Here is a 25,833-nt window from a genome sequence, read left to right on the forward strand (position 1 = left end):
GGAATGAAGGCTGGTTCCGGCGCGCAACGGTTTTTGATGAGGGGATGCTTACGAATCGCGGCGCGTCTGTCCCTGGCGCTGCTGCCGGCGGCGCGCCCACCACACGGCAAGGCGCCGGCGCCATCGCCGCACGGCCGGCAGGTCGTTGGACAGCACGAGAAGACCGAGCGGCACCATCCAGAAGCCGAGAATCGGCAGAAAGCCCAGGCAGCCGAAGATGATCAGCGCAATGCCGATGCCGATGCGCAGGCCCCGCGACTGCGGCAGGCGCATGCCAAAGGAGCCCAGCATCAGCTTGCCGGTGCGAGGATCGATGCCGAAACGCGGCTTCGGCTTGTCGTTGCTCTCATGTGTCTGTGTCATGGTGCCGGGAGATGGTTGCTTGTCCACAGTTTGGCAAGGGCTGGAGCCCGACACGGCCGATTCATTGCGGGCCGAATGCATTTTTTTGATTTTTGCGCTTGGCAAATCCGGAAAGCATCAGTATGAGCAGCACCACATCAGCGGCGCAAGCAAACGCCTTCGCCGCAGACGTTCCCTGGTAGCTCAGCGGTAGAGCATTCGACTGTTAATCGACAGGTCGCCGGTTCGAATCCGGCCCGGGGAGCCAAATTCTTCCAAACTTTTCCGTTGATGAGAGAAAAACTCACGCCCATGTGAGCCGCTTCTTGTTGATCGGATTCTCATTTCAGGAAATGATCGGACGAGGTGAAACCTTTGATCCGGGAACACCGTACCTGCGTACACGGTCGGCAATCTCGAAAGTCAGGGTTTTGAATGTCAACGGAAAATCAGGAATCAACAGATCGCGGGCGGTACACCCCCGTCATCGTGTGGTTCCGGCGTGACCTGCGCCTGTCCGACAACCACGCGCTCTCCGCCGCCGCTGACACGGGCCGCCCTATTATCGCGATCTACATCCGCGAGCCGGAAAAGACGGGCAATGGCCCGCTCGGCGCCGCGCAGGCGTGGTGGCTACATCATTCGTTGCAAGCGCTTGCCGACGGCCTCTCGAGCGCCGGCGTGGAGCTTCTTCTGAAGACCGGCAGCGCCGATGCCGTTCTCGACGATCTCATCAAGGAAACAGGCGCCGGCGCGGTCTACTGGAACCGCCGCTATGACCCCAAGGGCATCGCCGTAGACGGCCCCCTGAAGGACCGGCTGAAGAGCGACGGCATCGAGGTCCGCAGCTTTGCCGGCCAGCTCATGCACGAACCGTCGACCCTCAAGACCAAGAGCGGCGGCCCGTTCCGCGTCTACACGCCCTTCTGGCGCGCGCTGGAAGCCGATGGCGAACCGGATGAACCGATCGCCGCCCCCAAGAAGCTGGCGTCCTTTGACAAGAGTCTGAAAGGCGAACGCCTCTCAGACTGGTCCCTGCTACCCGAAAAGCCGGACTGGGCGAAGACCTTCCACGAAGTCTGGGAGCCCGGCGAGGCGGGCGCCGCCAAGCGTCTGAAGAGCTTCGTGAAACAGGCGCTTGCCGGCTACAAGACCAATCGCGACCATCCCGATGGCGAGACGACCTCGATGCTCTCGCCGCATCTCGCCATGGGCGAGATCAGCCCGGCCATGGTCTGGCATGCAACACGCGGCGTTAAGGCGCCGCCGGATGACATCACGCATTTTCGAAAAGAACTTGCCTGGCGCGATTTCTCCTACCACCTCCTCTTCCACAATCCCCACCTCGACCGCCGCAATCTTCAGCCGAAGTTCGATAGCTTCCCCTGGGTCAGCAACAAGACGGCGCTGAAGCACTGGCAGCGCGGCGAAACCGGCTACCCGATCGTCGACGCCGGCATGCGCCAGCTCTGGCGGCACGGCTTCATGCACAATCGCGTGCGCATGATTGCCGCCTCCTTCCTCATCAAGGACCTGATGATCGACTGGCGCGAAGGCGAGGCCTGGTTTCGCGACACGCTGGTCGATGCCGACCCGGCTTCCAATGCGGCGAGCTGGCAGTGGGTGGCCGGCTCGGGTGCGGATGCAGCACCCTTCTTCCGCATCTTCAATCCCATCCTGCAGGGCGAGAAATTCGATCCCGACGGTGCCTATATCCGCCGCTTCGTGCCGGAGCTTGCAAAGCTCGACGCCAAGGTCATCCACCGCCCCTTCGAGGCGAAGCTGGATCAGCTGAAAGCGGCGGGCGTCACGCTCGGCAAAACCTATCCGACGCCCATCGTCGACCATCACGAGGCGCGCGACCGTGCGCTGAAAGCCTTCAAGTCCCTAGAGGAGCCGCAATGACCGCGACCATCCACACACTGCCCTCTTCCTCCGACACCGGGCGCCGGCTGAAGATAGCGGTCATCGGCAGCGGCATTTCCGGTGCGTCCGCCGCCTGGGCCCTGCACGGCGTGCACGATGTGACGCTGTTCGAGAAGGACGCCCGCGCCGGCGGTCATACGGCCACCGTCGATATCGACTATCTCGGCACGCATATCGCCGTGGATACGGGCTTCATCGTCTACAACGAGGCCAACTACCCGAACCTGACGGCGCTGTTTGCCGAACTCGGCGTCGAGACCCATGCGAGCGACATGAGCTTTTCGCTCTCGCTCGATCGCGGCAAGCTGGAATGGAGCGGCGACAATCTCTCCACGCTTTTCGCCCAGAAGCGCAACCTTCTGCGCCCCTCCTTCCTCTGGATGATCCGCGAAATCCTGCGCTTCAACAAGCTCTGCATCGCCGATCGGACCGCAGGTCGCCTGCAGGCCATGTCGATCGGCGAGTACCTGAACTGGCGTGGCTTCTCGCCGGGCTTCACCAACAATTACCTGATCCCCATGGCAGCGGCGATCTGGTCCACGGAAGCCGGCCGGATGATGGAGTTCCCGGCCGAGCATTTCGTCAATTTCTTCGACAATCACCGCCTCGTTCACATGACGCCGCACCGCTGGCGCACGGTCAGCGGCGGCAGCCGCAATTACCTGACGAAGCTTTTGAAGCCGCTCGGCAACCGCGTGAAGATCGGGCTCGGCGTTGCCGGCGTCACCCGCCACGCCCAGGGCGTGACGATCGAGACGACGGACGGCGAAACGCATGCCTTCGACAAGGTCATCTTCGCCGCCCATAGCGACCAGACGCTTGCCCTCCTGCGCGACGCGAGTGCCGACGAACGCGCCATCCTCACCTCTGTCCCCTATCAGGCCAACCGCGTGGTGCTGCACCGTGACCCGGACCTGATGCCGAAGCGCACGCGGGTCTGGTCCTCGTGGAACTATCTGCGCTCGAGCCAGCCGACCGGCGCGCAGGGCGTTGCCGTCACCTACTGGATGAACCGCCTGCAGGGCATTGATGCGAAGAAGCCGCTCTTCGTGACGCTGAATCCCGACCGGGAGCCGGCCCGCGATCTCGTCTTCCGCGAATTCAGCTACGACCATCCGCAGTTCGGCGCCCGCTCCATGGCCGCACAGGCGCGGCTGAAGGGCATGCAGGGCACCAACCACACCTTCTTCGCAGGCGCCTGGACCGGCTACGGCTTCCACGAGGACGGGCTCTCCTCGGGCCTTGCCGCGGCCGAAGCGCTGGGCGGCATCATCCCTTGGCGCCAGACGGGCACGGTGCTGCCGCATCTCGAGGCGGCCGAATGAGCGATCGCGCGACCTGGCAGACCGCATCACGGGCCGGCGCGGACATGGCCGCGAACGGCCCGGCGCCGGATGCCGCCGCCGCCTTCTTCGATGGCAGCGTCATGCACCAGCGCATGAAGCCGGTCGGCCATCGCTTCACCTATGATGTCTTCTCGCTGATGGTGGATCTCGACCGTCTGGAGGAGGCCGACGGCCTGTCGCGGCTTTTCTCCGTCAACCGCTTCAACCTGCTCTCCTTCCACGAGAGCGACCATGGCGGCCGCACGCCGCGCGGCCTGCGCGGCTGGGTGAACGGGCTCCTGGCCGATGCCGGGCTGGAAACGCCGCCGGCGCGCGTCCTGCTCGTCTGCTACCCGCGCGTGCTCGGCAAGGTCTTCAATCCGCTGGCGGTCTACTATGCCTATGCGGCAGACGGGGCGCTGGCCGCGATCATCTACGAGGTACGCAACACTTTCGGCGAGCGCCACACCTATGTCTGCCCGGTGCTTTCGGGTGATGTAAGCCCTGCCGGCATTCGCCAGAGCGCGGAAAAGATCTTCCACGTCTCGCCCTTCATCGCGCTTCACGCCCGCTATCACTTCCGCATGCTGCCGCCCGGCCGCGCGATCCGCTGGCGCATCCTCGAAACGGATGAAGGCGGGCCGCTCCTGTCGGCGACTTTTGCCGGCGATCTCAAGCCGCTGACAACCCGCACGCTGCTCGCCCTTGTCGGCCGCATGCCGATGCTGACAGCAAAGATCCTCGGCGCCATTCATTGGGAAGCGTTGAAACTTTTCCTCAAGGGCGTGCGTTATATTCCTCGACCCGAACCGCCGAAAGCCGAGCAGAGCCTGTGGCAGAACGGTCGTCGTGAACCCCTCCATCGCAAACAGGCAAGCTCGGATAACGTCTCTTCTGCCGGCAACGGCTCCATCCTTGGCGAGGCCGCGGAATGACGCTAGGCTGCCGCACGGGGATGAGGAGACAGGTGAAAGGCGTGACGTCATGAACCCACACAATCGCTTTTGTTCACAGACAGGAACCGTCGAGATGCTCTCCAAGGAGAGCCTCGCCAGCCACCTGCGCGGCCTCCCGGCCCGCGCCAGGCTGGTGCTGAAGGGGCTGGTCAACCTGCAGGCCGGCTCGCTGCAACTGACCATGCCGGATGGCCGCACCGTGATGATCCGCGGCCGCACCTCGGGCCCGAACGCCGCCGTCACGCTGCACAACTGGAACCTGCCGCAGCGCGCCCTGACCGGCGGCACGATCGCGGTCGCCGAAAGCTACATGGACGGCGACTGGGACAGCCCGGATGTCGGCGCCTTCCTGGAACTCTTCCTCGTCAACAGCGAGGTCGGCGCGAAATTTCCGAACGGCGCGCGCGGCGTGCTGCGCCTCATCGAGAAGTTCCGCCACTGGATGAACGAGAACACCCGCAAGGGCTCGCGGCGCAACATTTCCGCCCATTACGATCTCGGCAACGCCTTCTACCGCGAATGGCTGGATCCGACGATGACCTATTCGTCGGCCCTCTACCAGACCGGCGCCAATGACCTGCAAAGCGCCCAGACGGCAAAGTACCGCGCGCTGGCCGAGGCGATCGGCCTCAAGCCGGAGCACCATGTGCTGGAAATCGGCTGCGGCTGGGGTGGTTTCGCCGAGTTTGCCGCCGCCGAGATCGGATGCAAGGTGACCGGCCTCACGATCAGCAGCGAGCAACTGGCCTTCGCCCGCGAGCGCATGGAGCGCAAGGGCCTGTCGGACAAGGTGGAGATCAAGTTCCAGGACTACCGCGACGAAACGGGCGTCTACGACCGCATCGTCTCGATCGAGATGTTCGAGGCGGTCGGGGAGAAATACTGGCCGGCCTATTTCAGCCAGGTCCGCCGCTGCCTGAAGCCGGGCGGCAAGGCCGGGCTGCAGATCATCACGATCCAGAAGGAAAGCTACGAGGAATATCGGGCCAACCCGGATTTCATCCAGAAATATGTCTTCCCCGGCGGCATGCTGCCGACCCGCGAGCATCTTGTCTCGATTGGCCGCGACCACGGGCTCACCATGGTCGCCGACATGGGCTTCGGTCTCGATTATGCCCGCACGCTCGCCGAATGGCGCGAACGCTTCTGGGCAGTGTGGGACAAGGTCGAGGCGCTGGGCTTCGACAGGCGCTTCAAGCGGCTGTGGGAGTTCTATTTCTTCTACTGCGAGGCTGGCTTCCGCGCCCGCAACATCGACGTCCGCCAGGTCGTCTATGCGTGACGATGCGCTGGCCGGGGAAGGCCGGAAAGAGACGGGCCGGACCCGCCTCGCCTACGCCCTCCCCGCCGCGCCGCTCGCGGCACTCGGCCTGCCGCTCTATGCGCTGGTGCCGACCTATTATACCGAGACGATCGGCCTTTCGATCGCAGCCGTCGGCTGGGTGCTCCTCGCCGTCCGTCTCTTTGATGCCCTGACCGATCCTCTGGCGGGCTATGTCGCGGACCGCTGGCGCCCGGCCTTCGGGCGGCGGCGCGCTTTGTTCGCCCTGTCCCTACCGATCTCCGCCCTTTCGGCGCTGATGCTCTACTGGCCGCCGGCCGATGCCGGGCTCGTCTATCTCACTGTCTGGTCGCTGGCGCTGTCGCTCTCCTATACGCTGAGCATGGTGCCCTATTCCGCCTGGGGTGCGGAACTCGCCTCCGATTATCACGGCCGCACGCAGCTTGCCGCGACGCGCGAAATCTTCACGCTGATCGGCACGCTGGTGGCGATCGTCATGCCCTTTGCGCTCGGCTTCGAAACGAAAGGCTTTTCCGGCCTTGCGGCGCTCGGGGTCACCGTCGCCATCAGCCTTCCGCTTCTGGGCGCACTGACCGTCAGCCGCGTGCCGGAGCCGGACGACGCGACCGTCAGCGCCCTGACGCTCAAGGCCGCGCTGAAGGAGATCGCGGCAAACCGCCCCTTCCTGCGCCTGCTCTCGGCCTTCTTCCTGAACGGCCTCGCCAACGGCATCCCCGCGACGCTCTTCCTCTATTTCGTCTCCGCCCGGCTGGAGCTGCCGGACATGCGCGGCCCCTTCCTCTTCCTCTATTTCCTCTGCGGCATCGCCGGCATCCCGCTGGCGTCGCTTGTCGCAAGGAAGCTCGGCAAGCACCGCGCCTGGTCTCTCGCCATGATCGCCGCCTGCGCGGTCTTCGCCGCCGCACCGCATCTGCCGGCCGGCGCGATGGTCGGCTTCGCGCTGGTCTGCGTGCTCACGGGCGTGCTGCTCGGCTTCGATCTCGTGCTGCCCGCCGCCATCCAGGCCGATGTGATCGATGCGGACACAGCCGCCTCCGGCGACCAGCGCAGCGGCTTCTATTTCGCAGCCTGGGGGCTCGCGACCAAACTCTCGCTCGCCGCCGGCGTCGGCATCGTCTTTCCGCTTTTGTCGCTTGCCGGCTTTTCGACGGAGCCCGCCGCCGCCAACAGCGACGACGCGCTCTTCGCGCTCGCCATGCTCTATGCCTGGCTGCCCATCGCGCTCAAGCTCGCGGCCATCGCGCTCATGTGGAATTTTCCGCTCGGAGAAACGGAGCAGGCCGATCTCCGCTCGAAGATCGGCGCCCGCGCCGGAAAGCCGTGAGTCGATCGCGCGTCAGGATTTGCGCGCTGCCGCCCGCTCCCGCTCGACCTTCGGCTTGTTCCAGCCCGTCATGCGGGCCACCAGCGGGAAATAGAGCGCATAGGGAAAGATGCGCAGCAGCTTCAGCACATAGGTGAAGCGCTTCGGGAAAGTGATCTCGAAGGCGCCCGTGCCAAGCCCCTTGACGATGCGCTTTGCCGCCTCCTCCGCCGTCACCAGCGCCGGCATGGTGAACGCGTTCGACGCCGTCGCGGCCGTTTCCACGAAGCCGGGGTCGATGATCTGAAGGTGGATGTTTTCGTGGTCGAGATCGAATTTCAGCGATTCGGCCATGTTGATCAGCGCCGCCTTGGTCGCGCCATAGGCAGCACTCGTCGGCAGGCCACGATAGCCCGTGACGGAAGAGACGATGGCGATCTGGCCGCCCTGGCGCTGGCGCATATGGGCAATCAGCGGCACCAGGCCGTTCACGACACCGGAGAGATTGACGTCGAAGGTCTTCTGGAAATCCTCGACCTTCAGATCATCGCCCGAAACAGGGATGTAGATGCCGGCATTGAGGACGGCGAGCGCCACGCGCCCGTGCTCGTATTCGATCGAGGCCAGAACACGCTTCATGTCGTCGGGGTTGGTGACGTCGCCATCGAGAACGATGATCCGGCCGGGGTCGGAGGAGGCATTCTGCAGCTCGACCAGCTTGTCATGGCTGCGCGCCGTGACCACGACCCGGAAACCGTGGGCCAGAAGGCCGAGCGCGACGGCGCGGCCGATGCCGCTGCTCGCGCCCGTGACCCAGGCCACGCCCTGATCCGGTTTAGCAATGAAAGCGTGGCCCATTCTTATCTCCTGTAAAGGTCCTGTCGACCTATACGTCAGGAGATAGGGCGAGGATCAGCCGATCAAGTCGCCGATCAGCTGCCGGAGCGAGCCGGTGAGCTTCAGCGGCGCATCGACCACGGCAAAGCCGAAGCAGGGGCGCTGGGCTTCCGCCACCGGACGGTGATCGACACTGTCGTCGGCGAGCGAGATATCGCCCCGGCCGAAGCGGCCGCGCGCATCGTTGAAGGCGCCGTCGAGCACGATGGAAAGCTCGCAGCCGTGATGGGTATGCGCCGGAACCGCGCGGCCCGGACGGATCCAGAAGAAGCTGACCTCAAAACCGTCGATCTCGCCGACGATGTGCTCCTTGAAACCGGGCAGCTTGCTGCGCCACGGAATGCGGTCGGCATCATAGCCAACGAATTCGCGGATCGCCTTCGGCATCAGGATCTGCTCGCCGCCGCCCATGTCGACCAGCACCGGAGCCCTGTCCCTGACAGGAGAAACGGCGATCGGCTCTGCCGAAAAGATCGCGTTCAGCCGCTCGTCGCGCCGGGTGATCTGGGCCTCCGGTCCGCTCATCAGCATGTCGCCGCCGACCTCGTCGAACACCGAGACCAGCGGGCGATTGGCGGCCTTGATCTCAAGATGCGCCTCGACGATGACGCGGGCCGGCTCCGGCAGAAGGCCGGAAGCATAATGCGCCAGCAGGGCGTCGATGGTCTCAACTTCTGTCCGCACTCTTTTCTCTAGTCCTGTTTGTTTCGCGCTTGCCATTTGGCGAAGCTGCTCCATTTCAAAGGTCGAGAAACACGCGAGCGTGTGTCCCGTGCCGATCATGGTTTTCATGTTCTCGGTGAACATTACGCAGGTCGTCAAGCGCCGGATCAGTCGCGGGACGGTCCCCGGCAAATAATTTCCGCTCCGAATGATTTTTGTGCCGGATCGCATGGCGACGCAACGGTGTTGCTTGAATTTCCCTTGGGCTGGACGGAAAACAACGCAATCCTGCCCGCACGCGTGCCGCCCACCGGCGCCGTCGTCTCGCACCCCGCGAATCGTTGCCATGAGGAGTCTCCATGCCCGCCCTGCCCTCCGTTCTCGATGCCATTGGAAACACCCCGCTGATCCGCCTCAAGGGCGCATCGGAGCTGACGGGCTGCACCATTCTCGGCAAGGCGGAATTCCTCAATCCCGGCCAATCGGTGAAGGACCGCGCGGCACTCTCCATCATCCGCGCCGCGGAAAAGAGCGGCGCGCTGAAGCCCGGTGGCGTCATCGTTGAAGGCACGGCCGGCAATACCGGCATCGGTCTTGCGCTCGTCGCCCGCGCGCTCGGCTACCGCACCGTCATCGTCATTCCCGAAACCCAGAGCGAGGAAAAGAAGGACGCGCTGCGGCTTCTCGGCGCCGAACTGGTGGAAGTGCCGGCCGTCCCCTACCGCAATCCCAACAACTACGTGCGCCTCTCCGGCCGGCTTGCCGAACAGCTCGCCAAGTCCGATCCGCGCGGCGCCGTCTGGGCCAACCAGTTCGACAACACCGCCAACCGCGATGCCCATATCGAGACGACGGCGCCGGAAATCTGGCGTGACACGGACGGCAAGGTGGATGGCTTCATCTGCGCCGTCGGCTCCGGCGGCACGCTGGCCGGCGTCGCGCTGGGGCTGAAATCCTTCAACCCCGACATCAAGATCGGCCTTGCCGATCCGCTGGGCGCCGCCCTCTACAGCCACTACACGACGGGCGAACTCAAGGCCGAAGGCAGCTCCATCACCGAAGGCATCGGCCAGGGACGCATCACCGCCAATCTCGAAGGCTTCACGCCCGACTTCGCCTACCAGATCCCCGATCAGGAGGCGATCCCGCTCGTCTTCGACCTCATCGAGAAGGAAGGCCTCTGCCTTGGCGGCTCCTCCGGCATCAACATCGCCGGCGCCATCAGGCTCGCCCGCGACCTCGGCCCCGGACATACGATCGTGACGATCCTCTGCGACTATGGTAATCGCTACCAGTCGAAACTCTTCAATCCCGATTTCCTGCGCTCCAAGGGACTTCCCGTCCCGGACTGGCTGACGAAGGCGCCGGAGATCGAAGTCCCCTACGAAACGGCCTGAGATCCATATGCAGACACGCCCCCTCTTCCGCGACGATTTCTATCTCTCGACCGCGGAAGGGATCGTCACGGGTTTTTCCGACGACGGGGGCATCCTGCTCGACCAGACCTGCTTCTACGCGACCTCCGGCGGCCAGCCGGGGGATAGCGGCTTCCTGGAGCGCGCCGATGGCAGCCGCATCGACATTGCCGTCGCCCGCCACGGCGCCACCAAGGACATCATCATCCACCAGCCGGCCGAAGGCGCTGTGATGCCCGATATCGGCGAGGCGCTGGTGCTCCACATCGACTGGCCGCGCCGCTACCGTCTGATGCGCATGCACACGGCCTGCCACCTGCTCTCCGTCGTCTGCCCCTACCCCATCACGGGTGCCGCCGTCGGCGAGGAGGAAAGCCGGGTCGATTTCGACATGGGCGAGACCATCGACCGCGACGCCGTGACCGCCGACCTCATGCGGCTGGTCAACGAAAACCACCCCGTCTACCTCCAGTGGATCACTGACGACGAGCTGCTGGCCAATCCCGGTATCGTCAAGTCGAAGAACGTCCGCCCCCCGGTCGGCCTCGGCCGCGTCAGCCTTGTCTGCATCGGCAAGGACGCCGCCATCGACAGCCAACCCTGCGGCGGCACCCACGTCTCCGAGACGGGCGAAGTCGGCGCCATCCACATTGCCCGCATCGAGAAGAAGGGCAAGGAAAACCGCCGCTTCCGCATCCGGTTCGGCACGCCGGACCCCGCGACCTGAGCGCGGCTCGCCCGCGCCGTACACCCGCCGCCATCCGTGTCCCATTCGAAAGCGAAAATCCCATGAGCGAAGAGAAGAGCCCCTTCGTCGTTTCCGCCAGCTGGCTGGAAGACCGGCTCGACGATCAAAACATACGCATCGTCGATGCCGCCTGGTATCTGCCCGCCCACAACCGCAACGGCCGGGCCGAATACGAGGCCGGCCACATCCGGGGCGCCGTCTTCTTCGATCAGGACGAGATCGCCGACAAGACGACCGGCCTGCCGCATTCCGTGCCGTCGCCTGAGGCTTTTGCCGCCGCCGTCGGCGCGCTCGGCATCGCCGAGACGGATACGATCGTCGTCTATGACGGCCCGGGCCTGTTTTCCGCCCCCAGGGTCTGGTGGCTGTTCCGCATCATGGGCGCACGGAAGGTCTTCGTGCTCGATGGCGGGCTGGATGGCTGGAAGCACGAGGGGCGCGCGCTGGTGACAGTCCAGACCACCCCACAGCCAGCCACCTTCACCCCGACCTACAACGGGGATGCCGTGACAAGCTTCGACGCGATGCGCGCCATCGTGGATAACGGCTCCGTGCAGATTGCCGACGCGCGCGGTCCGGGCCGTTTCCTCGGCACGGAAGCCGAGCCGCGCCCCGGCATGCGGTCCGGCCACATGCCCGGCGCGCTCAACCTGCCCGCCGGCAGTTTCGCAAGCGACGGCAGGCTGAAGACGCTCGCAGAGCTCAAGACCCTGATCACCGAAGCCGGGATCGACCTCGACCGCCCGATCGTCACCTCCTGCGGCTCCGGCGTGACCGCAGCGACGATCACGCTGGCCCTGCACTCGCTTGGCCATACCGACAATACGCTCTATGACGGGTCCTGGTCGGAATGGGGCAGCCGGAGCGACACGCCCGTCACCACCGAGCCGACCCCGAAGAAGGATCGCTGACCGCATGATTGGTAACGACATCCCGCGCATCGGACGCGATCCCGGCCCCGCAACCGCGGCGGCGGCCGAGCAGGAGCCCACGACCGGCACGATCATCGCCCACGTCACCGCGCTTGAAATGACCGCGCCGCCGCGCCAGAGCCTGCCGGTGCCGGTCAACATCCAGACGGCCATCCTGCGCGTGCCGGAAATCCCGCTGCCCTACTACCGTTTCCTCTATCTTCAGGTGGGGCGCCGCTGGCAGTGGACGGACCGGCTGCGCATGGACAGCGACACGCTGGCCGCGACCCTGCACGATCCCCGGAATTCCGTGACTGTCCTTTACGTCAACGGCGCTCCGGCCGGCTTCTTCGAGCTGCTGAAGATCGATGAGGAGACGGTGGAGCTCACCCATTTCGGCCTGATGGAACACGCTCTCGGCCTGGGTCTCGGCAAATGGTTCCTGCTCCAGGCCCTCCACGCCGCCTGGGCGGAGGCCCCGAAGCGCGTCGTCACCACCACCAACAACCTCGACCATCCCCGCGCCGTCCAGCTCTACCAGCGCTTCGGCTTCTCTCCCGTCGCGACCTCGACGGCCGAAGTCACGCCGCTCTCCGACGAGGAACTGCTGGCACTCGCGCAGCGCGCCGGATTGTAACGCACCCGGCGCCCTCCATCATGTCCGTCGGGCCGGGATGCGAGGGCGGCCATTTTCGCGCCCCGCCGATCTCCGCAAGCGCCGATTAACCAAACATCAAGGTTAATGCTTCATTTTTCCGACCATGGCGAACGGGCCGAAAGCCCCGGCCGGCAGGGTGTTGCCCCCGCCTGTCGCCGCCGGTGCCGCTGTGCAGGCGCCTGTCGTTTCAGTGCAGTTCGCGTTCCCTTGGAGTCGGTCTTTTGCGTCAGCGTCATGCTTCTCGCCGCACGGCAGGTCAGTCGGTCCTCGGGCTCCTCAGCCCCGTCCTCCTCGGCATTCTCACCTTCGTCGGCACGCCCACCGATGCCGCCCATTCCGATCTCGCAACCTATCTCTCCGGCATCAACCGGGGCGGCGAACGCTGGCGCATGTATATGACGACCTCGCCCGCCGGCTCCGTGCACGAGGTCGAGATGGTCTTCAACGACCCCATCACCACCGGCGCATTGGCCGATGGCGCAGGCCTTCGCCTTCCCGATGGCCGCATGGCCGCGCTGACGGGGGACAAGAAGAACGAGGCGGGGACGCCGGACGAAGACCGCGTCAACCGCCGCGACAAGAAGGGCCGAATCGTCGCCGTCGTGCCCGTCACCCCGCCCAAGGATTTCACTGCCGGCTCGATCCTCGAGCGCCACTCCATGCTGCTGGAGCCCGATTTCGACGGGAAGGAGCGCATGACCTTCGCCCGCCCGAAGATCAAGGGCCGCGAAATCGAGATCGCCACCGCCTTCTATCGCAAGAAGCCGGAACCGGCCGATCCGCAGGTCTCGCCCATGCTGGCAAGCCTCGTCACCAACACCAAGCCCGACATTCTCGCCACCGCCTATGCCGAACCTGCGCCGGACTACGCCCGCCAGTCGCCCTTCGATTCGATCTTGACCGACAAGGACAGCCGCGGCCGTTTCATCCCGCAGATCTCCCCCGAAGACCACGCCTGGGCCGCAACACCGCTGCCGCCGGAGGTCTTCACCGCAGCGGAGCAGGAATGCCTGGCAAACGGGATCTATTTCGAGGCGCGCGGCGAATCCCTCAAAGGTCAGGCCGCGGTCGCGCAGGTGATCCTCAACCGCGTGCGCAATCCCGCCTATCCGAAGACCATCTGCGGCGTCGTCTACCAGAACGAACAGTGGCGCAATCGCTGCCAGTTCTCGTTCGCCTGCGACTTCATCAAGGACGTGGTGCATTCCCACACCCACTGGAAAATGGCCAAGGAAGTCGCCATGGCCGTCACCGCGGGCAAGATCTGGTTGCCGGAAGTGGGCTCCGCCACCCATTACCACGCCACCTATGTGCGCCCGAACTGGGCGCCGACGATGAAGCGGGTCGGCCAGATCGGCAAACACATCTTCTATCGCACCTATGGCGGCGGCTGGTCCTGATTCCAGACAAGGCGATGACGCTTTCGTGAGGCGGTGCAATTCGTTGCGCCGCACAAGCGATTCCCCAGAGATTCCCTGCGGCGAATCCGACCTTCGTCTTATCCCTTTGATTTCATGAGAAATTAATGCGCTGCAATGCGCAAGCCCCTGCCTTGACTAGCGGGAGGCCTAAAACTATGTTGCGGCCGACTTGAAAACGGGCCGCCACCGCGCAGTTTCAGCCCTTGTCATCCCGCCGCAGCACATGATGCGGCGCGAAGCGAAAGGGAGAAAAGGCCATGGCGGAGAAACCCGAAGACAGTCCCGAGGCACGCCTGAGGAAGCTTGAGACCAACCTCAAGGGGCGCCGGCGGAACGATGAGGAGATCAAGGCCGCTGACGAGCGTGCGAGCGAGACCCGCAAGGGTTACGCCATGGCTGTCAAGCTTTCGAGCGAATTCATTGCAGCCGTCATCGTCGGTGCGATTCTGGGCTGGCTTTTGGACAATTTTGCGGCTACAGGGCCGTGGGGAATGATCGTGTTCCTTCTCCTCGGCTTCTGTGCCGGCGTGCTGAACGTGATGCGCGCGGCGGGAATGGTGGCTTCGCCCCATCCGGTCGACCGCATGGGCGGCAGGGATAAGAACGACGGGCCCTGACGGCCGGTCGGATCGCGAACAGGCCGGCCGCAAGGCGGGCAACAAGACAGAGAGAGCGGCTGTGGCAGGCGACAAGGTAGATCCGGTACACCAGTTTGTGGTCAACAAGATCGTTCCGATCGAAATTGGCGGCATCGACTTCTCCTTCACCAATTCCTCGCTCTTCATGGTCGCCGCCGTGGTTCTCGCCACCGGCTTCCTGTACCTCACGACCTCGCAGCGCGGCCTCATTCCCGGCCGCCTCCAGTCGGTGTCCGAGCTCTCCTACGAATTCATCGCCTCGATGCTGCGCGAAGGCGCCGGCAGCCACGGCATGAAGTTCTTCCCGATGGTCTTCTCGCTGTTCATGTTCGTGCTCACCGCGAACCTGCTCGGCATGGTGCCCTACTTCTTCACGGTCACCTCGCAGATCATCGTCACCTTCGCTCTGGCGCTCTTCGTCATCCTGACGGTCGTCGTCTACGGTTTCTACAAGCACGGCTTCGGCTTCCTCGGCCTCTTCGTGCCCCATGGCGTTCCGGGTGCGCTTCTGCCGCTCGTCGTCGCGATCGAGGTCATCTCGTTCCTCTCGCGTCCGATCAGCCTCTCGGTTCGTCTCTTCGCCAACATGCTGGCCGGTCACATCACGCTGAAGGTGTTCGCGGGCTTCGTTGCCACGCTCAGCACGCTCGGTGCCGTCGGCATTGGCGGCGCGGTTCTGCCGCTCGCCATGACGGTGGCCCTCACCGGTCTCGAATTCCTCGTAGCCTTCCTGCAGGCCTACGTCTTTGCGGTACTGACGTGCATGTACCTCAACGACGCGGTGCACCCGGGCGGTCACTGAGGATTGAACGTCGTCGGCGCCCTGTCTTCCGGGCGCCACAAGAATAGCCGCAACAACCATTTCGAAGGAGTTTCACATGGAAGCGGAAGCAGCAAAGTACCTCGGCGCAGGCATCGCGACCCTCGGCATGGCCGGCACGGCTCTCGGCCTTGGCAACATCTTCGGCAACTACCTTGCCGGCGCCCTGCGCAACCCGTCGGCTGCTGACGGCCAGTTCGGCCGCCTGGTATTCGGCTTCGCCGTTACGGAAGCTCTGGGCATCTTCTCGCTGCTCATCGCTCTCCTCCTGCTCTTCGCCGTCTGATATCGGCAAGGCACGACCGCGGCGCGCCAGCGTGCGCCGCGGTCGCTCGATTTGAGTGCACCTGGAGGTGAGCATGTTTGTGACCGCGGCCTACGCCCAGTCAACCACGACAGAGCCGACCGCAACGGAAGGCGCAGCAGCAGGACATGACGCCGCTGCTCCGGCCGGTGAGCTTCACACCGAAACCGGTGTAGCCCACGAAGGCGGTCACGGAGGCGTTTTCCCGCCCTTCGACACAACCCATTTCGCATCGCAGCTTCTCTGGCTCGCGATTTCCTTTGGCCTGTTCTACCTCCTGATGAGCAAGGTCATCATTCCGCGCATTGGCGGAATTCTCGAGACACGCCACGACCGGATCGCGCAGGACCTCGATGAGGCCGCCCGCCTGAAGGCCGAGGCCGATGCGGCCATCGCATCCTACGAACAGGAACTGGCAGCCGCCAAGGCCAAGGGCAATGCGATCGCTTCGGAAGCGCGCGATGCCGCCAAGGCCAAGGCTGACGCAGAGCGCGCCGCGCTCGAAGCGGACCTGACCCAGAAGATCTCCGCCGCCGAAGTCCGCATCGCCGACATCAAGGCGAAGGCGCTGGCCGAAGTCGGCACGATCGCCACCGAAACGGCAGGCGCCGTCGTCGAACGCCTCATCGGCCCCAAGGCCAGCGAAGCCGACGTAGCTGCCGCCGTGCAGTCTGCAAAGTAAGGGAGACGCGCCATGGATTTGACCTCCCTTGCAACAGTCTGGGCCTTTGTCGGCCTTCTCATCTTCCTCGGCCTGATGGTGTACCTGAAGGTTCCGGGCATGCTGGCCAAGTCGCTCGACGACCGCGCCAACAAGATCAGCAACGAGCTGGCCGAAGCCAAGCGTCTGCGTGAAGAAGCCCAGGCGCTCGTCGCCGAGTTCCAGCGCAAGCGCAAGGACGCCGAGCAGGAAGCCGCATCCATCGTCGCCGCTGCCAAGCGCGAAGCCGATGCGCTGACCGCCGAAGCCAAGGCGAAGACGGAAGAATACGTCGCCCGCCGCACGGCTCTGTCGGAACAGAAGATCCGCCAGGCCGAAAGCGACGCGATCAACGCCGTGCGTTCCGCCGCCGTCGATCTGGCCATCGCCGCCGCCGAAAAGGTGATTGCCGCCAAGTCCGACGCTTCGACCCAGAACGAGCTGTTCAACAGCGCGCTCGGCGAAGTCCGCGCCCGCCTGAACTGACGCAACCTGAACCGAGCGGGTGCCGGCCGCTGACGCGCGGCGATCCGGATCGGGCAGGAACAGAACACATGAAAACGCCGGAGTGCTCATGCGCTCCGGCGTTTTGCTGTTGTGGGGTGCCGGTTCCTGGATGACCGGGCCTGAAGCAGGTATCCTGAAAATGTTGCGCGGTTTCAGGAGAAAGACATGCGAGAACGATATCGACTGCGTGTCGCATCAATCCCGGAACACGCGACAGGCTGCCGTCAGTGGCTGTCACACGCGCGCCGCCTTTGCAGCGCCCGGCGATGTCCATCCGAAACGCTGTCGCTTCGCAGACCGAGTATGCCCAAAGACCGGATACGGCCATTCGCCGGATCGGGTCTGGCGCAGAACGAGGGCGTAACCGGCACCTTGTAAGCGCCGGCCACCCGGGAAACGTCTCTTACGCCACCTGCAAGGCACGCTCGGCCGGCTGGACCTCGTAGCCCAGCGCTTCGGCCACCGGCGCATTCGTCACCCGTCCCCGGTGCACATTAAGGCCGGCGCGCAGATGCCGGTCCTCGGCAATCGCCTTCAGGCCGCGATCGGCCAGTTGCAGGCCGTGGTGGAGGGTGGCGTTGTTCAGCGCGTGGGCCGAGGTGACAGGCACGGCGCCCGGCATGTTGGCGACGCAGTAGTGGATGACACCGTCCACCACATAGGTCGGGTCGGAATGGGTCGTGGCATGCGAGGTCTCAAAGCAGCCGCCCTGGTCGATGGCGACATCGACGATGACCGCGCCCTGCTTCATGCCCGACAGCATCTCGCGCGTTACCAGCTTCGGCGCAGCCGCTCCGGGGATCAGCACCGCGCCGATCACGAGGTCGGCTGAAAACACCTCCTCCTCCAGCGCGTCGATGGTGGAATAGCGCGTGTGGATGCGGCCGGCGAAGAGATCGTCAAGCTGGCGCAGGCGCGGCAGGGAGCGATCGAGGATCGTTACATCCGCCCCGAGCCCGACGGCCATGCGCGCCGCATGCAGGCCGACCACGCCGCCGCCGATCACGGTGACCTTGGCCGGCAGCACGCCCGGCACGCCGCCGAGCAGGATGCCGCGTCCGCCATTGGCCTTCTGCAGGGCCGTGGCGCCCGCCTGGATGGAGAGCCGCCCGGCTACTTCCGACATGGGGGCCAGAAGCGGCAGCCCGCCGCGCTCGTCCGTCACCGTCTCGTAGGCGATGGCGGTGACGCCGCTGTCAAGCAGACCCTTCGTCTGGGCCGGATCGGGCGCCAGATGCAGGTAGGTGTAGAGGATCTGGCCCTCGCGCAGCTGAACCCATTCCTCCGGCTGCGGCTCCTTAACCTTCACGACCATGTCGGCCTTCTCGAAGATCTCCCTGGCCGTGCCGACGATCTTCGCGCCGGCGGCGCGATAGGCGTCGTCGTCAGCGCCGATGCCGGCCCCGGCCTTGGTCTCGATCAGCACCTCATGGCCGTGCGCCACATATTCGCGCACCGCACCCGGCGTCAGGCCGACGCGATACTCGTGATTCTTGATTTCCTTCGGACATCCGACCCGCATTGTGCTCCCTTTCCGCGGCCTTTCCTGAGGATCGAGAGCCTGACTCCGGAAAGCGGAAATGTCCTTGCAAAGTTTCGGCTGCGAACGCTAAATTCAGAATATCCTGCGAATCTGAAACGATATGATCGAAGGAAATTCGAATGTCCGCCCTGGATGCCATCGATACTGCGATGCTGAGAGTGCTTCAGCACCACGGCCGCATTTCCAATGCGGAACTGGCCGAGAAGGTCGGCCTGTCGCCATCTGCCTGCTCGCGCCGGCTGGATATTCTCGAAAAAAGCGGCGTCATCAGCGGCTATCAGGCGAGATTGTCGCACCGGGCGCTGGATTACAAGATCATCGCCATCGTCCACATCTCGCTGTCCGGCCAGTTCGCCAAGACGCTGTCGGAATTCGAGGCGGCGGTCAAACTCTGTCCGAACGTGCTTGTCTGCTATCTCATGTCCGGCGAATACGACTACATCCTGCGCATCGCCGCGCGCGATCTGGAGGATTACGAGCGCATCCACCGCGACTGGCTCTCCGCGCTCCCCCATGTGGTGAAGATCAATTCGAGCTTTGCCCTGCGCGAGATCATCGACCGTCCCAATGTCGGCCTGTGACACCGGCCCTCAGTGCGGCCGCGACACGGCCCACAGCCGCCAGGGCGCCCACCAGACGAAATGCGGCGCAAGCTGCTCCGGCACAGGATCGAAGCCATGGGTGCCGCCCGGTCCGCAGCGCAGCACGCGAAACAGCGCCATGAACCCGCCGCGCCACAGGCCGAAGCGCGCCACGGCCTCGTAGCCATATTCCGAGCAGGTCGGCGCATGCCGGCAGGACTGGCCGATGAGCGAGGAGAGCGTGAGCTGGTAGGCGCGGATGAGGACAAGGCCGAAAAGCCGGCCGGGCGTCTTCGGAAAAGCGCCCTGCCAGTTGCGGGAAAAGCGCCGGGGCGGCGCATCGCTACCCGTCTCCTTGTCGTCGGAGCACATAGGATGCTCGGAGCACATGGCTAGACGGCAGCCGACGGCGCCAAGGCACCCTCAGCCTCCGCCTCGATCTGGTCCAGACAGGCGCAGACGGCATCGAAGGTCAGAAGCGTCGAGGCATGCCGTGCCTTGTAATCCTTAACGGGCTTGAGAAACCGCATGTCCGAAAACCGCCCCTCGGGTCCCTCCCCCTCAGCGGTCAGCATGGCGACCATGGCCTGGCGGGCCGCACGCACCTCCTCCACGGAAGCGCCGACGACATGGGCCGCCATGATGGCGGAGGACGCCTGCCCCAGCGCGCAGGCCTTTACCTCATGGGCGAAATCCACCACCTGCCCGTTCCGCACCGCAAGATCGACCGTCACCCGTGATCCGCAGAGCTTGGAATGGGCCGATGCGGTCGCGTCCGGTGCAGCAAGCCGGCCGATGCGGCCGATATTGCCGGCAAAATCGAGGATGCGGCTGCTGTAGATATCGTCGATCATCGGTTCGTCCTGAGCGGCCCGTCCGGCCAAGAGGCGGCCGGGCCCTGTCAAAGTTTCAGCATTTCGTCGGCAGCGCTGATCCGTAACGAATTTTGCGCCGTATGTCGGAAAAAAGCACAGCGCGTCGCTCACGTGCTCTTTCACGGATATAGCGCCATACTATATGCTATGTCGTGTTGGGGTGACAGGTCCGCAAGACCTGCGGCTGTCGCCTGTTGTTTGGGAAACCGTGCCGGAAGGCATCTGCGACACGAAATGCAGATGTCCGGAAAGCCCCGGAGCCCGCCAACGGAACCCACACCTGTCTGACAGGTGCTCGGCCAGCGGCGTAGCGTCCGAATGATCATCGTCGTACCGCGATCGTCGCGCAAGAGGCCGTACCATGGATGCCATCGTGAAGAATTTTCCCTCCTTCGCCGACAGCGAAGGGGATCGCCCCACCCAGAAGGAAGCCGAGGACGCGATCCGCGTTCTCCTGCGCTGGGCCGGCGACGATCCGAACCGTGAGGGCCTGCTGGATACGCCCAAGCGCGTCGCCAAGGCCTACAAGGAACTTTTCTCCGGCTACGACCAGGCGCCGGAAGACGTGCTCGGCCGCACCTTCGAGGAAGTGGCAGGCTATGACGACATCGTGCTCGTCAAGGACATCCCGTTCTTCTCACACTGCGAGCATCACATGGTGCCGATCATCGGCAAGGCCCATGTCGCCTACCTGCCGAATGGCCGCGTGCTTGGCCTGTCCAAGATCGCCCGCGTCGTCGAGATCTTCGGCCGCCGCCTTCAGACCCAGGAAACCATGACCTCGCAGATCGCCAGGGCCATCGACGAGAGCCTGCGTCCGCGCGGCGTTGCCGTCATGGTGGAGGCCGAGCATATGTGCATGGCCATGCGCGGCATCCAGAAGCAGGGCTCGACAACGCTGACGACGACCTTTACCGGTTCGTTCAAGACCGAGCCGGCCGAACAGGTCCGCTTCATGACCATGATCCGGGGCTTCCGCTGATCTGAAACGCGGGGCTCCGGCACCAAGCGGGAGCCCAGCATGACCATCACCTTCGAACCCGCGCCTTCCGACAAGCCGACGCTTGAGGAAGGCGTTTTGTTGTCACCGCGCTTCGATGCCCATGGCCTCGTGACGGCCGTGGTGACGGACGCCCGCGACGGCGAACTGCTGATGGTGGCGCACATGAATGCCGAGGCGCTTTCGCTGACCATAGAGACCGGCATCGCGCATTATTACAGCCGCTCGCGCGGCAAGCTCTGGAAAAAGGGCGAGACCTCTGGAAATCTCCAGACCGTGCGCCAGATCCTGACAGACTGCGACCAGGACGCCATTTGGCTGAAGGTCGAGGTCGCGGGGCATGACGCGACCTGCCACACGGGCCGCCGTTCATGCTTCTACCGCAGCGTCACGCTGGAGAACGGGCAGGCCCGCCTCACCGTGACCGGTGGCGATCCGAGCTTCGACCCCGCTGACGTCTATGGCAAAAATTAAGCATCTGCCCGGTTTCAGCACAGACATTCCGACACTTCATCGAAATGAAACCAAATTTCGGCTTTACTGGTCAGACACCGCTTCTGGCACTGGATTTTTCCCATGAAGATCCCAGCAACCGGCAAAAGCGGCTGCACGGCCCGTTCTGTGGCGACGCAGGCGGGCGGGCAAGGACCGGCACGCATCTGCGCGGCGGCCTGACTGGAGGGCAACGTGTTGAACTGGAGTTTCCTGCGTACCCAGAGTGCTGACGGCCCAAGCCAGCAGATGGGTGCAACCACGCCCCTCATTCCCGAGCCTGCCCCACCCCGCAAGGCAAAGATCGCGCTGGCGCTGGGCGGCGGCGCGGCGCGCGGCTGGGCCCATATCGGCGTCTTGCGCGCCCTGGACGAAGCCGGCATCGAGGTCGGCATGATCGCGGGCACCTCGATCGGCGCCCTCGTCGGCGGCTGCTACCTCGCCGGCAAGCTGGATGAACTGGAGTCCTTCGCTCGCTCTCTGACGGTCCGGCGCATCGCCGGCCTTCTCGATTTCGCCATTGGCGGCGGCGGCCTTCTGGGCGGCCTGCGGCTCACCAAGCGCATGCAGGAACATCTGCAGGATCTGTCGATCGAACATCTCGACCGCCCCTTCGTCGCCGTCGCGACGGAAATCCAGACAGGTCATGAAGTGTGGATCGAGCGCGGCTCGCTCATCACGGCGATCCGCGCCTCCTACGCCCTGCCCGGCATCTTCGAACCCATCAAGTGCAACCACCGCACGCTGGTGGATGGCGCGCTGGTCAATCCGGTCCCCGTCTCCGTCTGCCGCTCCTACGAGCAGCCGCTGGTCGTCGCCGTGAACCTGCACTACGACCTCTATGGCCGCTCCGCCGTCGTCAAGCACACGGCCGCAGTTGTCACGCCCGAAGACGAGAAAGCGGCCGCCGCCCACAATCCCAATTCGCGGCTTGGCGTCACCAGCGTCATGGTCCAGGCGTTCAACATCATTCAGGATCGCATTTCGCGCGCGCGCCTGGCGGGTGATCCACCGGATCTGGCTTTGCTGCCGAAGCTCTCCGATATCGGCCTGTCCGAATTCCACCGCGCATCGGAAGCGATTGACCGGGGCTATAATGAGGCCAGCGCCAAGCTGGCCGAGATCCGCCGTATGCAGACGGAAGCCCTGCGCTGATCATCGCCTGAAATCCTTGGCACAGAGCGCTTGTGCGTGGTGACGGCATCCCGCCACCACGCCGAAGGGCGCCAGCGCGTCAAGCGTCCGGATCAGCCGGCGATATAGGCCTTGATGTGCTCGGCTTCGCGCTCGATCGCCTCGATGTGGTGGCGCACCACGTCGCCGATCGAGATGATGCCGGACAGCCGCCCGTCGCGCTCCACCGGCAGGTGGCGGGCACGCAGACGCGTCATCTTTTCCATCAGCGTGCCGACCGTCATGTCCTCGGTGCAGCAATAGACATTGCCCCACATGAAGGCGGAGACCGGCTTTTCGAGGCAGTCCGCACCATGCTTGGCAACGGAAGAGACGATATCGCGCTCGGCGAGAATGCCGACGATGCGGTCATTGCCTTCGACGACGATCAAAGCGCCGACATGGTGTTCGTTGAGATAGCGTGCGGCCTGTCGCATCGTGACCTGCGGTCCCACGGTGACGACGTTGCGGCCCTTCTGATCCAGTATGATCTTGACATTCACGGACATGCACATCCTCCCATTGATGTGGCGAAACTTCCGCTCGGGGCTCTCCCTGCCCCGATCATGCGGAAGTGGTCATGGTGCGCCCGAGATAGGGCGAAATCAAGCACCGATCGCGGACACATTACCGGGAGGTTAACGCGAGGAGCGGCTTTTGGGTCCGTTCAGGCCTGACGCGGGTCGAACAGGCCGAACAGCAGAAAGCCGAAAAGAAAGCCGCCGACATGCGCTTCCCAGGCGATCGGCGCGCCACCGACCGCAAACAGCGAGGCGACGCCGACCACCAGATTGGTGATGAACCAGATACCCGTGAAGACCAGCACGGAGCGGTTCGACAGGGCCTCCCCGATGCTCAGTCGCCGGTTGAGATGGGCAAACTGGCGACTCACCCGCCCGCTTGGCGAAAAGACGAATCGCGCCGCTGCCCCCATCAATCCCGAAACCACGCCCGAGGCACCGATGACCACGCTCATGTCGTTCCAGTGCATGGCCAGGTGCAGGGCAATGGCGCCAACGGCCGACAGGAGCCAGAAGAGCACGAAGCGCAAGGTCCCGATCCGCCGAACCACCGGCGCGCCGAAGGCGACCATCCAGAACAGGTTGAAGATCAGGTGCTCGAAGCCGCCATGCAGCAGCGAGTAGGTCACCGGCGACCACAGCCATGCAAGCCCCTGATCGGCCAGCGGATGGGAGTAGCGCGCCGGCAGGAAGGCAAAGTTGAAGATGAGTTCGGCGTCCTGCTCCGGGCTGAGCAGATAGACGCGCACCAGATGGATGAGGATCAGGACCGCGCTCATGACCACGAGCGGCGCAGGCAGGTTGAACGCCGGCTCGCGGCGCGGCGGCTCCGGCGCCAATTCGGGTCTGGTGTCTTCCGTACCGTTCATCCCTGGCTCCGCTTCCTCGCGCCCCGCGCTCGCCCGCCGCATCGGCCAGCCGACACGGGATCGCGCCAGTGGCCACGGTCAGGCATCCTGCGCCCGCCCCGCGATGTCTTATCGAAGCGCCCGGACGCCTGCAAACTGATTTCGCCGCCCGTTCGCGCGCCAGCGCCATGTCGCGTGCGTCCCATCTGGCACGCTTTTCGCATTGTCCGTATCGACGCCGGAAATCCCGCGTTTGTCTGTTCCATGATGGGGCAGGTTACGGAGAATGACACGAATGCGCACGCCGCTTTCCGCAAGGCTGTTCCAATACTGGACGGAGCTTCGCGCCGGACGCCCCATGCCGCTTCGCACGCAGATCGATCCGGCCTCCCTCGCAAGCATCCTGCCGGATCTCTTCATCCTCGAGGCCGAAGCCGATGGCGACCACCGGTTGCGGCTTGCCGGCACGCGCGTCTGCACCCTCTTCGGACGGGAATTGCGTGGCACGCCGTTTAGCCGCCTGTGGCGCCGCGACCAGCACCGCCAGACCGCCCGCACCGCCCGCCGCGTGCTGGAGGAGGCCAGACCCATGAGCCTGGCGGCTGCGGCAACCACGCTCCACGACGACCGCCTCCGCTTCGACATCCCCTTGTTTCCCCTTGCGGATCCAGACGGACAGCCGACGCGGCTTCTGGGTGCCATGGACATGATCGGCCTTCAGATGTCGGAAGCGGCGCTGCCGATTATCGTCTTGGAACAGACCGGGCTTTCCGTCATCGTTCCCCCGCCGGCACCCGCGCCGGACAACGAAAAGGACCGCTCCGCAGACCACGACTGGCGATGGAAGGGTGCCGCACGCCGCCTCGGGCCGCTTGGAATTCTCGACGGCGGATTATCGTGAAAGTCGGTGTATGTGAGACACCGCGTATTAACCTGCTGGCGCTACAGTCCCGCCTGTACGTTCTCTTGTGCAGGCAGTCCATCATGTATCAGTTCCAGCAGACCGGCGTCTCCCAGGCGAAGCAGTATGACGAGGGCGCCTTCCAGCGCGTCGGCGTCAGGCTGTCCGGGCGTCTCATGCTGTCCAATCATGAGGAATATGATTGCATGGCGGCAGAGATGTCGCCGGGCGACGCCGTGATGATGTGCGAAGTCATGCCCCGCAAGGGCGAACGCATCATCGCCTACATGGATCATGTCGGCCGCATCGAGGGCACGGTCGCCCGCTTCGCCGATGGCGGTTTTGTCCTGCAGATCGTCGCGCCCGAGCGCAAGCGTGAAAAGCTCGCCGCACAGCTCACCTGGATCGCCAACAAGCACGAACTCGGCCTGCCCGAAGATCGCCGCCATGATCGTATCCAGCCGCGCCGCACACGCACGACCCTTTCGCGCGAGGATGGCAGCGTCGAACCCTGCCGCCTGATCGACCTGTCGCTGTCGGGCTGCGCCGTCGATGTCGACAACCGCCCGCCGCTCGGCACGCCGGTCCTGATCGGCTCGATCCGCGGCCGTGTCGTCCGCCATTTCCAGGAAGGCGTCGCCATCGAGTTCGTCGGTGTCCAGACCCGCGAGACGCTCGTCGAATTTCTCTGAGCTGTCGAGCACCGCTCGCCATCAGCCGGCCCATCTTTCACCGGTCCCACCCGGCTTTTGATCCCCGTCGCATGTCAAGCTGACGCGTCATCGCTTCGGCGTCGGACAATGCCCCCGATCGGCACGCCATCCTGATCTGAACCTCGCTCTCCCATCCTCAAGGCCGTTGCCCGCCCAGGCGACAGCCACAGCCACGCATCGCCCGCAAGAACGACCAGGTCGCTCCCGGGATGCGCTCGCATGCTCTTTCCGCACCGTTGAAGACACGCCCCATGGCGACCGCACCAAACCTGCGACGTCCGTCGCGGCAACGGATCTGTGTCGAAACGGAACCCGGCACGCCCGCCGCACCCCTCATGCGTGCCGAGCT

29 protein-coding genes and 1 tRNA gene are annotated in these 25,833 nt (G+C 64.6%); 22 read left to right on the forward strand and 8 right to left on the reverse strand.

Features of this window, described 5'->3' with window-relative positions:
• Window positions 1-48: 48 nt before the first annotated feature.
• Window positions 49-363 (reverse strand): hypothetical protein, encoded by a 315-nt coding sequence (locus ACED18_RS03950; RefSeq protein WP_377289196.1) that lies wholly within the window; start codon window positions 361-363, stop codon window positions 49-51.
• 172 nt (window positions 364-535) lie between these two features.
• Here ACED18_RS03950 and ACED18_RS03955 point away from each other — a divergent pair.
• The 6 genes from ACED18_RS03955 to ACED18_RS03980 all read left to right on the forward strand — a co-directional run bounded on the left by ACED18_RS03955 (window position 536) and on the right by ACED18_RS03980 (window position 7,176).
• A tRNA-Asn gene (locus tag ACED18_RS03955) sits at window positions 536-610 on the forward strand.
• A 167-nt stretch (window positions 611-777) separates the two neighbouring features.
• A complete protein-coding gene (locus ACED18_RS03960; RefSeq protein ID WP_377289198.1) occupies window positions 778-2,247 on the forward strand; it encodes a cryptochrome/photolyase family protein in 1,470 nt (489 codons plus the stop codon).
• Complete coding sequence (locus ACED18_RS03965; RefSeq protein WP_377289200.1) at window positions 2,244-3,593, forward strand: NAD(P)/FAD-dependent oxidoreductase; 1,350 nt, start codon at window positions 2,244-2,246, stop codon at window positions 3,591-3,593. The genes ACED18_RS03960 and ACED18_RS03965 overlap by 4 nt, the downstream gene beginning before the upstream one ends.
• Complete coding sequence (locus ACED18_RS03970) at window positions 3,590-4,528, forward strand: DUF1365 domain-containing protein (protein WP_377289202.1); 939 nt, start codon at window positions 3,590-3,592, stop codon at window positions 4,526-4,528. The genes ACED18_RS03965 and ACED18_RS03970 overlap by 4 nt, the downstream gene beginning before the upstream one ends.
• A 94-nt stretch (window positions 4,529-4,622) precedes the next feature.
• Window positions 4,623-5,831 (forward strand): class I SAM-dependent methyltransferase, encoded by a 1,209-nt coding sequence (locus ACED18_RS03975; RefSeq protein ID WP_377289204.1) that lies wholly within the window; start codon window positions 4,623-4,625, stop codon window positions 5,829-5,831.
• On the forward strand, window positions 5,824-7,176 hold the full coding sequence (locus tag ACED18_RS03980) for an MFS transporter (protein ID WP_377289207.1): 1,353 nt from the start codon (window positions 5,824-5,826) through the stop codon (window positions 7,174-7,176). Before ACED18_RS03975 ends, ACED18_RS03980 begins: the two co-directional genes overlap by 8 nt.
• 12 nt (window positions 7,177-7,188) lie before the next feature.
• Here the strand turns inward: ACED18_RS03980 and ACED18_RS03985 are convergent, their stop codons facing one another.
• Window positions 7,189-8,013 (reverse strand): SDR family NAD(P)-dependent oxidoreductase, encoded by an 825-nt coding sequence (locus ACED18_RS03985; protein ID WP_377289209.1) that lies wholly within the window; start codon window positions 8,011-8,013, stop codon window positions 7,189-7,191.
• A 54-nt stretch (window positions 8,014-8,067) separates the two neighbouring features.
• Window positions 8,068-8,772: a ChrR family anti-sigma-E factor gene (locus ACED18_RS03990; protein WP_377291019.1), complete on the reverse strand. Its 705-nt coding sequence runs from the start codon at window positions 8,770-8,772 to the stop codon at window positions 8,068-8,070.
• Window positions 8,773-9,074: 302 nt separating this feature from the next.
• Here ACED18_RS03990 and ACED18_RS03995 point away from each other — a divergent pair, with 302 nt between their 5' ends.
• The 10 genes from ACED18_RS03995 (at window position 9,075) to ACED18_RS04040 (ending at window position 16,816) form a co-directional block, all read left to right on the forward strand.
• A complete protein-coding gene (locus ACED18_RS03995) occupies window positions 9,075-10,112 on the forward strand; it encodes a cysteine synthase A (protein ID WP_377289211.1) in 1,038 nt (345 codons plus the stop codon).
• A gap of 7 nt (window positions 10,113-10,119) precedes the next feature.
• Window positions 10,120-10,857 carry an alanyl-tRNA editing protein gene (locus ACED18_RS04000; protein WP_377289213.1) on the forward strand — a complete coding sequence of 246 codons (738 nt, stop codon included), beginning with the start codon at window positions 10,120-10,122 and terminating at the stop codon, window positions 10,855-10,857.
• A 62-nt stretch (window positions 10,858-10,919) separates the two neighbouring features.
• Complete coding sequence (sseA, locus tag ACED18_RS04005) at window positions 10,920-11,789, forward strand: 3-mercaptopyruvate sulfurtransferase (RefSeq protein WP_377289215.1); 870 nt, start codon at window positions 10,920-10,922, stop codon at window positions 11,787-11,789.
• A gap of 118 nt (window positions 11,790-11,907) precedes the next feature.
• Window positions 11,908-12,426 carry a GNAT family N-acetyltransferase gene (locus ACED18_RS04010; RefSeq protein ID WP_377291021.1) on the forward strand — a complete coding sequence of 173 codons (519 nt, stop codon included), beginning with the start codon at window positions 11,908-11,910 and terminating at the stop codon, window positions 12,424-12,426.
• A gap of 317 nt (window positions 12,427-12,743) precedes the next feature.
• Window positions 12,744-13,847, forward strand: a complete 1,104-nt coding sequence (locus ACED18_RS04015; protein WP_377291023.1) for a cell wall hydrolase — start codon at window positions 12,744-12,746, stop codon at window positions 13,845-13,847.
• A 278-nt stretch (window positions 13,848-14,125) separates the two neighbouring features.
• Window positions 14,126-14,485, forward strand: coding sequence for an AtpZ/AtpI family protein (locus ACED18_RS04020; RefSeq protein ID WP_377289217.1), 360 nt, complete (start codon window positions 14,126-14,128; stop codon window positions 14,483-14,485).
• A gap of 61 nt (window positions 14,486-14,546) precedes the next feature.
• Entirely contained in the window at window positions 14,547-15,308 is a 762-nt protein-coding gene (locus tag ACED18_RS04025; RefSeq protein ID WP_377289219.1) for a F0F1 ATP synthase subunit A, read from the forward strand.
• A 76-nt stretch (window positions 15,309-15,384) separates the two neighbouring features.
• The gene (locus tag ACED18_RS04030; RefSeq protein ID WP_149739511.1) at window positions 15,385-15,612 is read left to right on the forward strand and encodes a F0F1 ATP synthase subunit C; all 228 of its coding nucleotides are present in this window, start codon (window positions 15,385-15,387) and stop codon (window positions 15,610-15,612) included.
• A gap of 73 nt (window positions 15,613-15,685) precedes the next feature.
• Window positions 15,686-16,312, forward strand: coding sequence for a F0F1 ATP synthase subunit B (locus tag ACED18_RS04035; RefSeq protein ID WP_377289222.1), 627 nt, complete (start codon window positions 15,686-15,688; stop codon window positions 16,310-16,312).
• Window positions 16,313-16,324: 12 nt separating this feature from the next.
• Complete coding sequence (locus tag ACED18_RS04040) at window positions 16,325-16,816, forward strand: F0F1 ATP synthase subunit B (protein WP_377289224.1); 492 nt, start codon at window positions 16,325-16,327, stop codon at window positions 16,814-16,816.
• Between the two features lie 424 nt (window positions 16,817-17,240).
• Here the strand turns inward: ACED18_RS04040 and ald are convergent, their stop codons facing one another.
• Window positions 17,241-18,359, reverse strand: coding sequence for an alanine dehydrogenase (gene ald / locus ACED18_RS04045; RefSeq protein ID WP_377289226.1), 1,119 nt, complete (start codon window positions 18,357-18,359; stop codon window positions 17,241-17,243).
• A 140-nt stretch (window positions 18,360-18,499) separates the two neighbouring features.
• Between ald and ACED18_RS04050 the strand changes: the two genes are divergently transcribed.
• Entirely contained in the window at window positions 18,500-18,961 is a 462-nt protein-coding gene (locus ACED18_RS04050) for an Lrp/AsnC family transcriptional regulator (protein WP_377289228.1), read from the forward strand.
• A gap of 9 nt (window positions 18,962-18,970) precedes the next feature.
• Here ACED18_RS04050 and yidD read toward each other — a convergent pair whose 3' ends face one another.
• Entirely contained in the window at window positions 18,971-19,333 is a 363-nt protein-coding gene (gene yidD / locus ACED18_RS04055) for a membrane protein insertion efficiency factor YidD (RefSeq protein ID WP_377289230.1), read from the reverse strand.
• Between the two features lie 20 nt (window positions 19,334-19,353).
• On the reverse strand, window positions 19,354-19,815 hold the full coding sequence (locus tag ACED18_RS04060; protein ID WP_377289232.1) for an iron-sulfur cluster assembly scaffold protein: 462 nt from the start codon (window positions 19,813-19,815) through the stop codon (window positions 19,354-19,356).
• A 382-nt stretch (window positions 19,816-20,197) separates the two neighbouring features.
• On the opposite strand from ACED18_RS04060, the gene folE reads away from it, so the two are divergent.
• From folE to ACED18_RS04075, 3 genes are all read left to right on the forward strand, one after another.
• Complete coding sequence (folE, locus tag ACED18_RS04065; RefSeq protein WP_377289234.1) at window positions 20,198-20,818, forward strand: GTP cyclohydrolase I FolE; 621 nt, start codon at window positions 20,198-20,200, stop codon at window positions 20,816-20,818.
• 39 nt (window positions 20,819-20,857) lie between these two features.
• The gene (hisI, locus tag ACED18_RS04070; RefSeq protein ID WP_377289236.1) at window positions 20,858-21,310 is read left to right on the forward strand and encodes a phosphoribosyl-AMP cyclohydrolase; all 453 of its coding nucleotides are present in this window, start codon (window positions 20,858-20,860) and stop codon (window positions 21,308-21,310) included.
• Window positions 21,311-21,523: 213 nt separating this feature from the next.
• Window positions 21,524-22,483, forward strand: a complete 960-nt coding sequence (locus ACED18_RS04075; RefSeq protein WP_377289238.1) for a patatin-like phospholipase family protein — start codon at window positions 21,524-21,526, stop codon at window positions 22,481-22,483.
• A 92-nt stretch (window positions 22,484-22,575) separates the two neighbouring features.
• On the opposite strand, the gene ACED18_RS04080 is transcribed toward ACED18_RS04075, so the two are convergent.
• Together ACED18_RS04080 and ACED18_RS04085 are read right to left on the reverse strand one after the other, a co-directional pair.
• Window positions 22,576-23,004 (reverse strand): CBS domain-containing protein, encoded by a 429-nt coding sequence (locus ACED18_RS04080; RefSeq protein ID WP_377291025.1) that lies wholly within the window; start codon window positions 23,002-23,004, stop codon window positions 22,576-22,578.
• Window positions 23,005-23,168: 164 nt separating this feature from the next.
• Window positions 23,169-23,891 carry a rhomboid family intramembrane serine protease gene (locus ACED18_RS04085; protein WP_377289240.1) on the reverse strand — a complete coding sequence of 241 codons (723 nt, stop codon included), beginning with the start codon at window positions 23,889-23,891 and terminating at the stop codon, window positions 23,169-23,171.
• Window positions 23,892-24,165: 274 nt separating this feature from the next.
• On the opposite strand from ACED18_RS04085, the gene ACED18_RS04090 reads away from it, so the two are divergent.
• A complete protein-coding gene (locus ACED18_RS04090) occupies window positions 24,166-24,771 on the forward strand; it encodes a PAS domain-containing protein (RefSeq protein ID WP_377289242.1) in 606 nt (201 codons plus the stop codon).
• An 83-nt stretch (window positions 24,772-24,854) separates the two neighbouring features.
• Window positions 24,855-25,463, forward strand: a complete 609-nt coding sequence (locus ACED18_RS04095; RefSeq protein ID WP_377289244.1) for a PilZ domain-containing protein — start codon at window positions 24,855-24,857, stop codon at window positions 25,461-25,463.
• Window positions 25,464-25,833: the final 370 nt, after the last annotated feature.

The sequence above is a fragment of the Rhizobium sp. SG2393 genome, from assembly GCF_042610495.1.
In the GTDB taxonomy this organism is placed as follows: domain Bacteria; phylum Pseudomonadota; class Alphaproteobacteria; order Rhizobiales; family Rhizobiaceae; genus RU20A.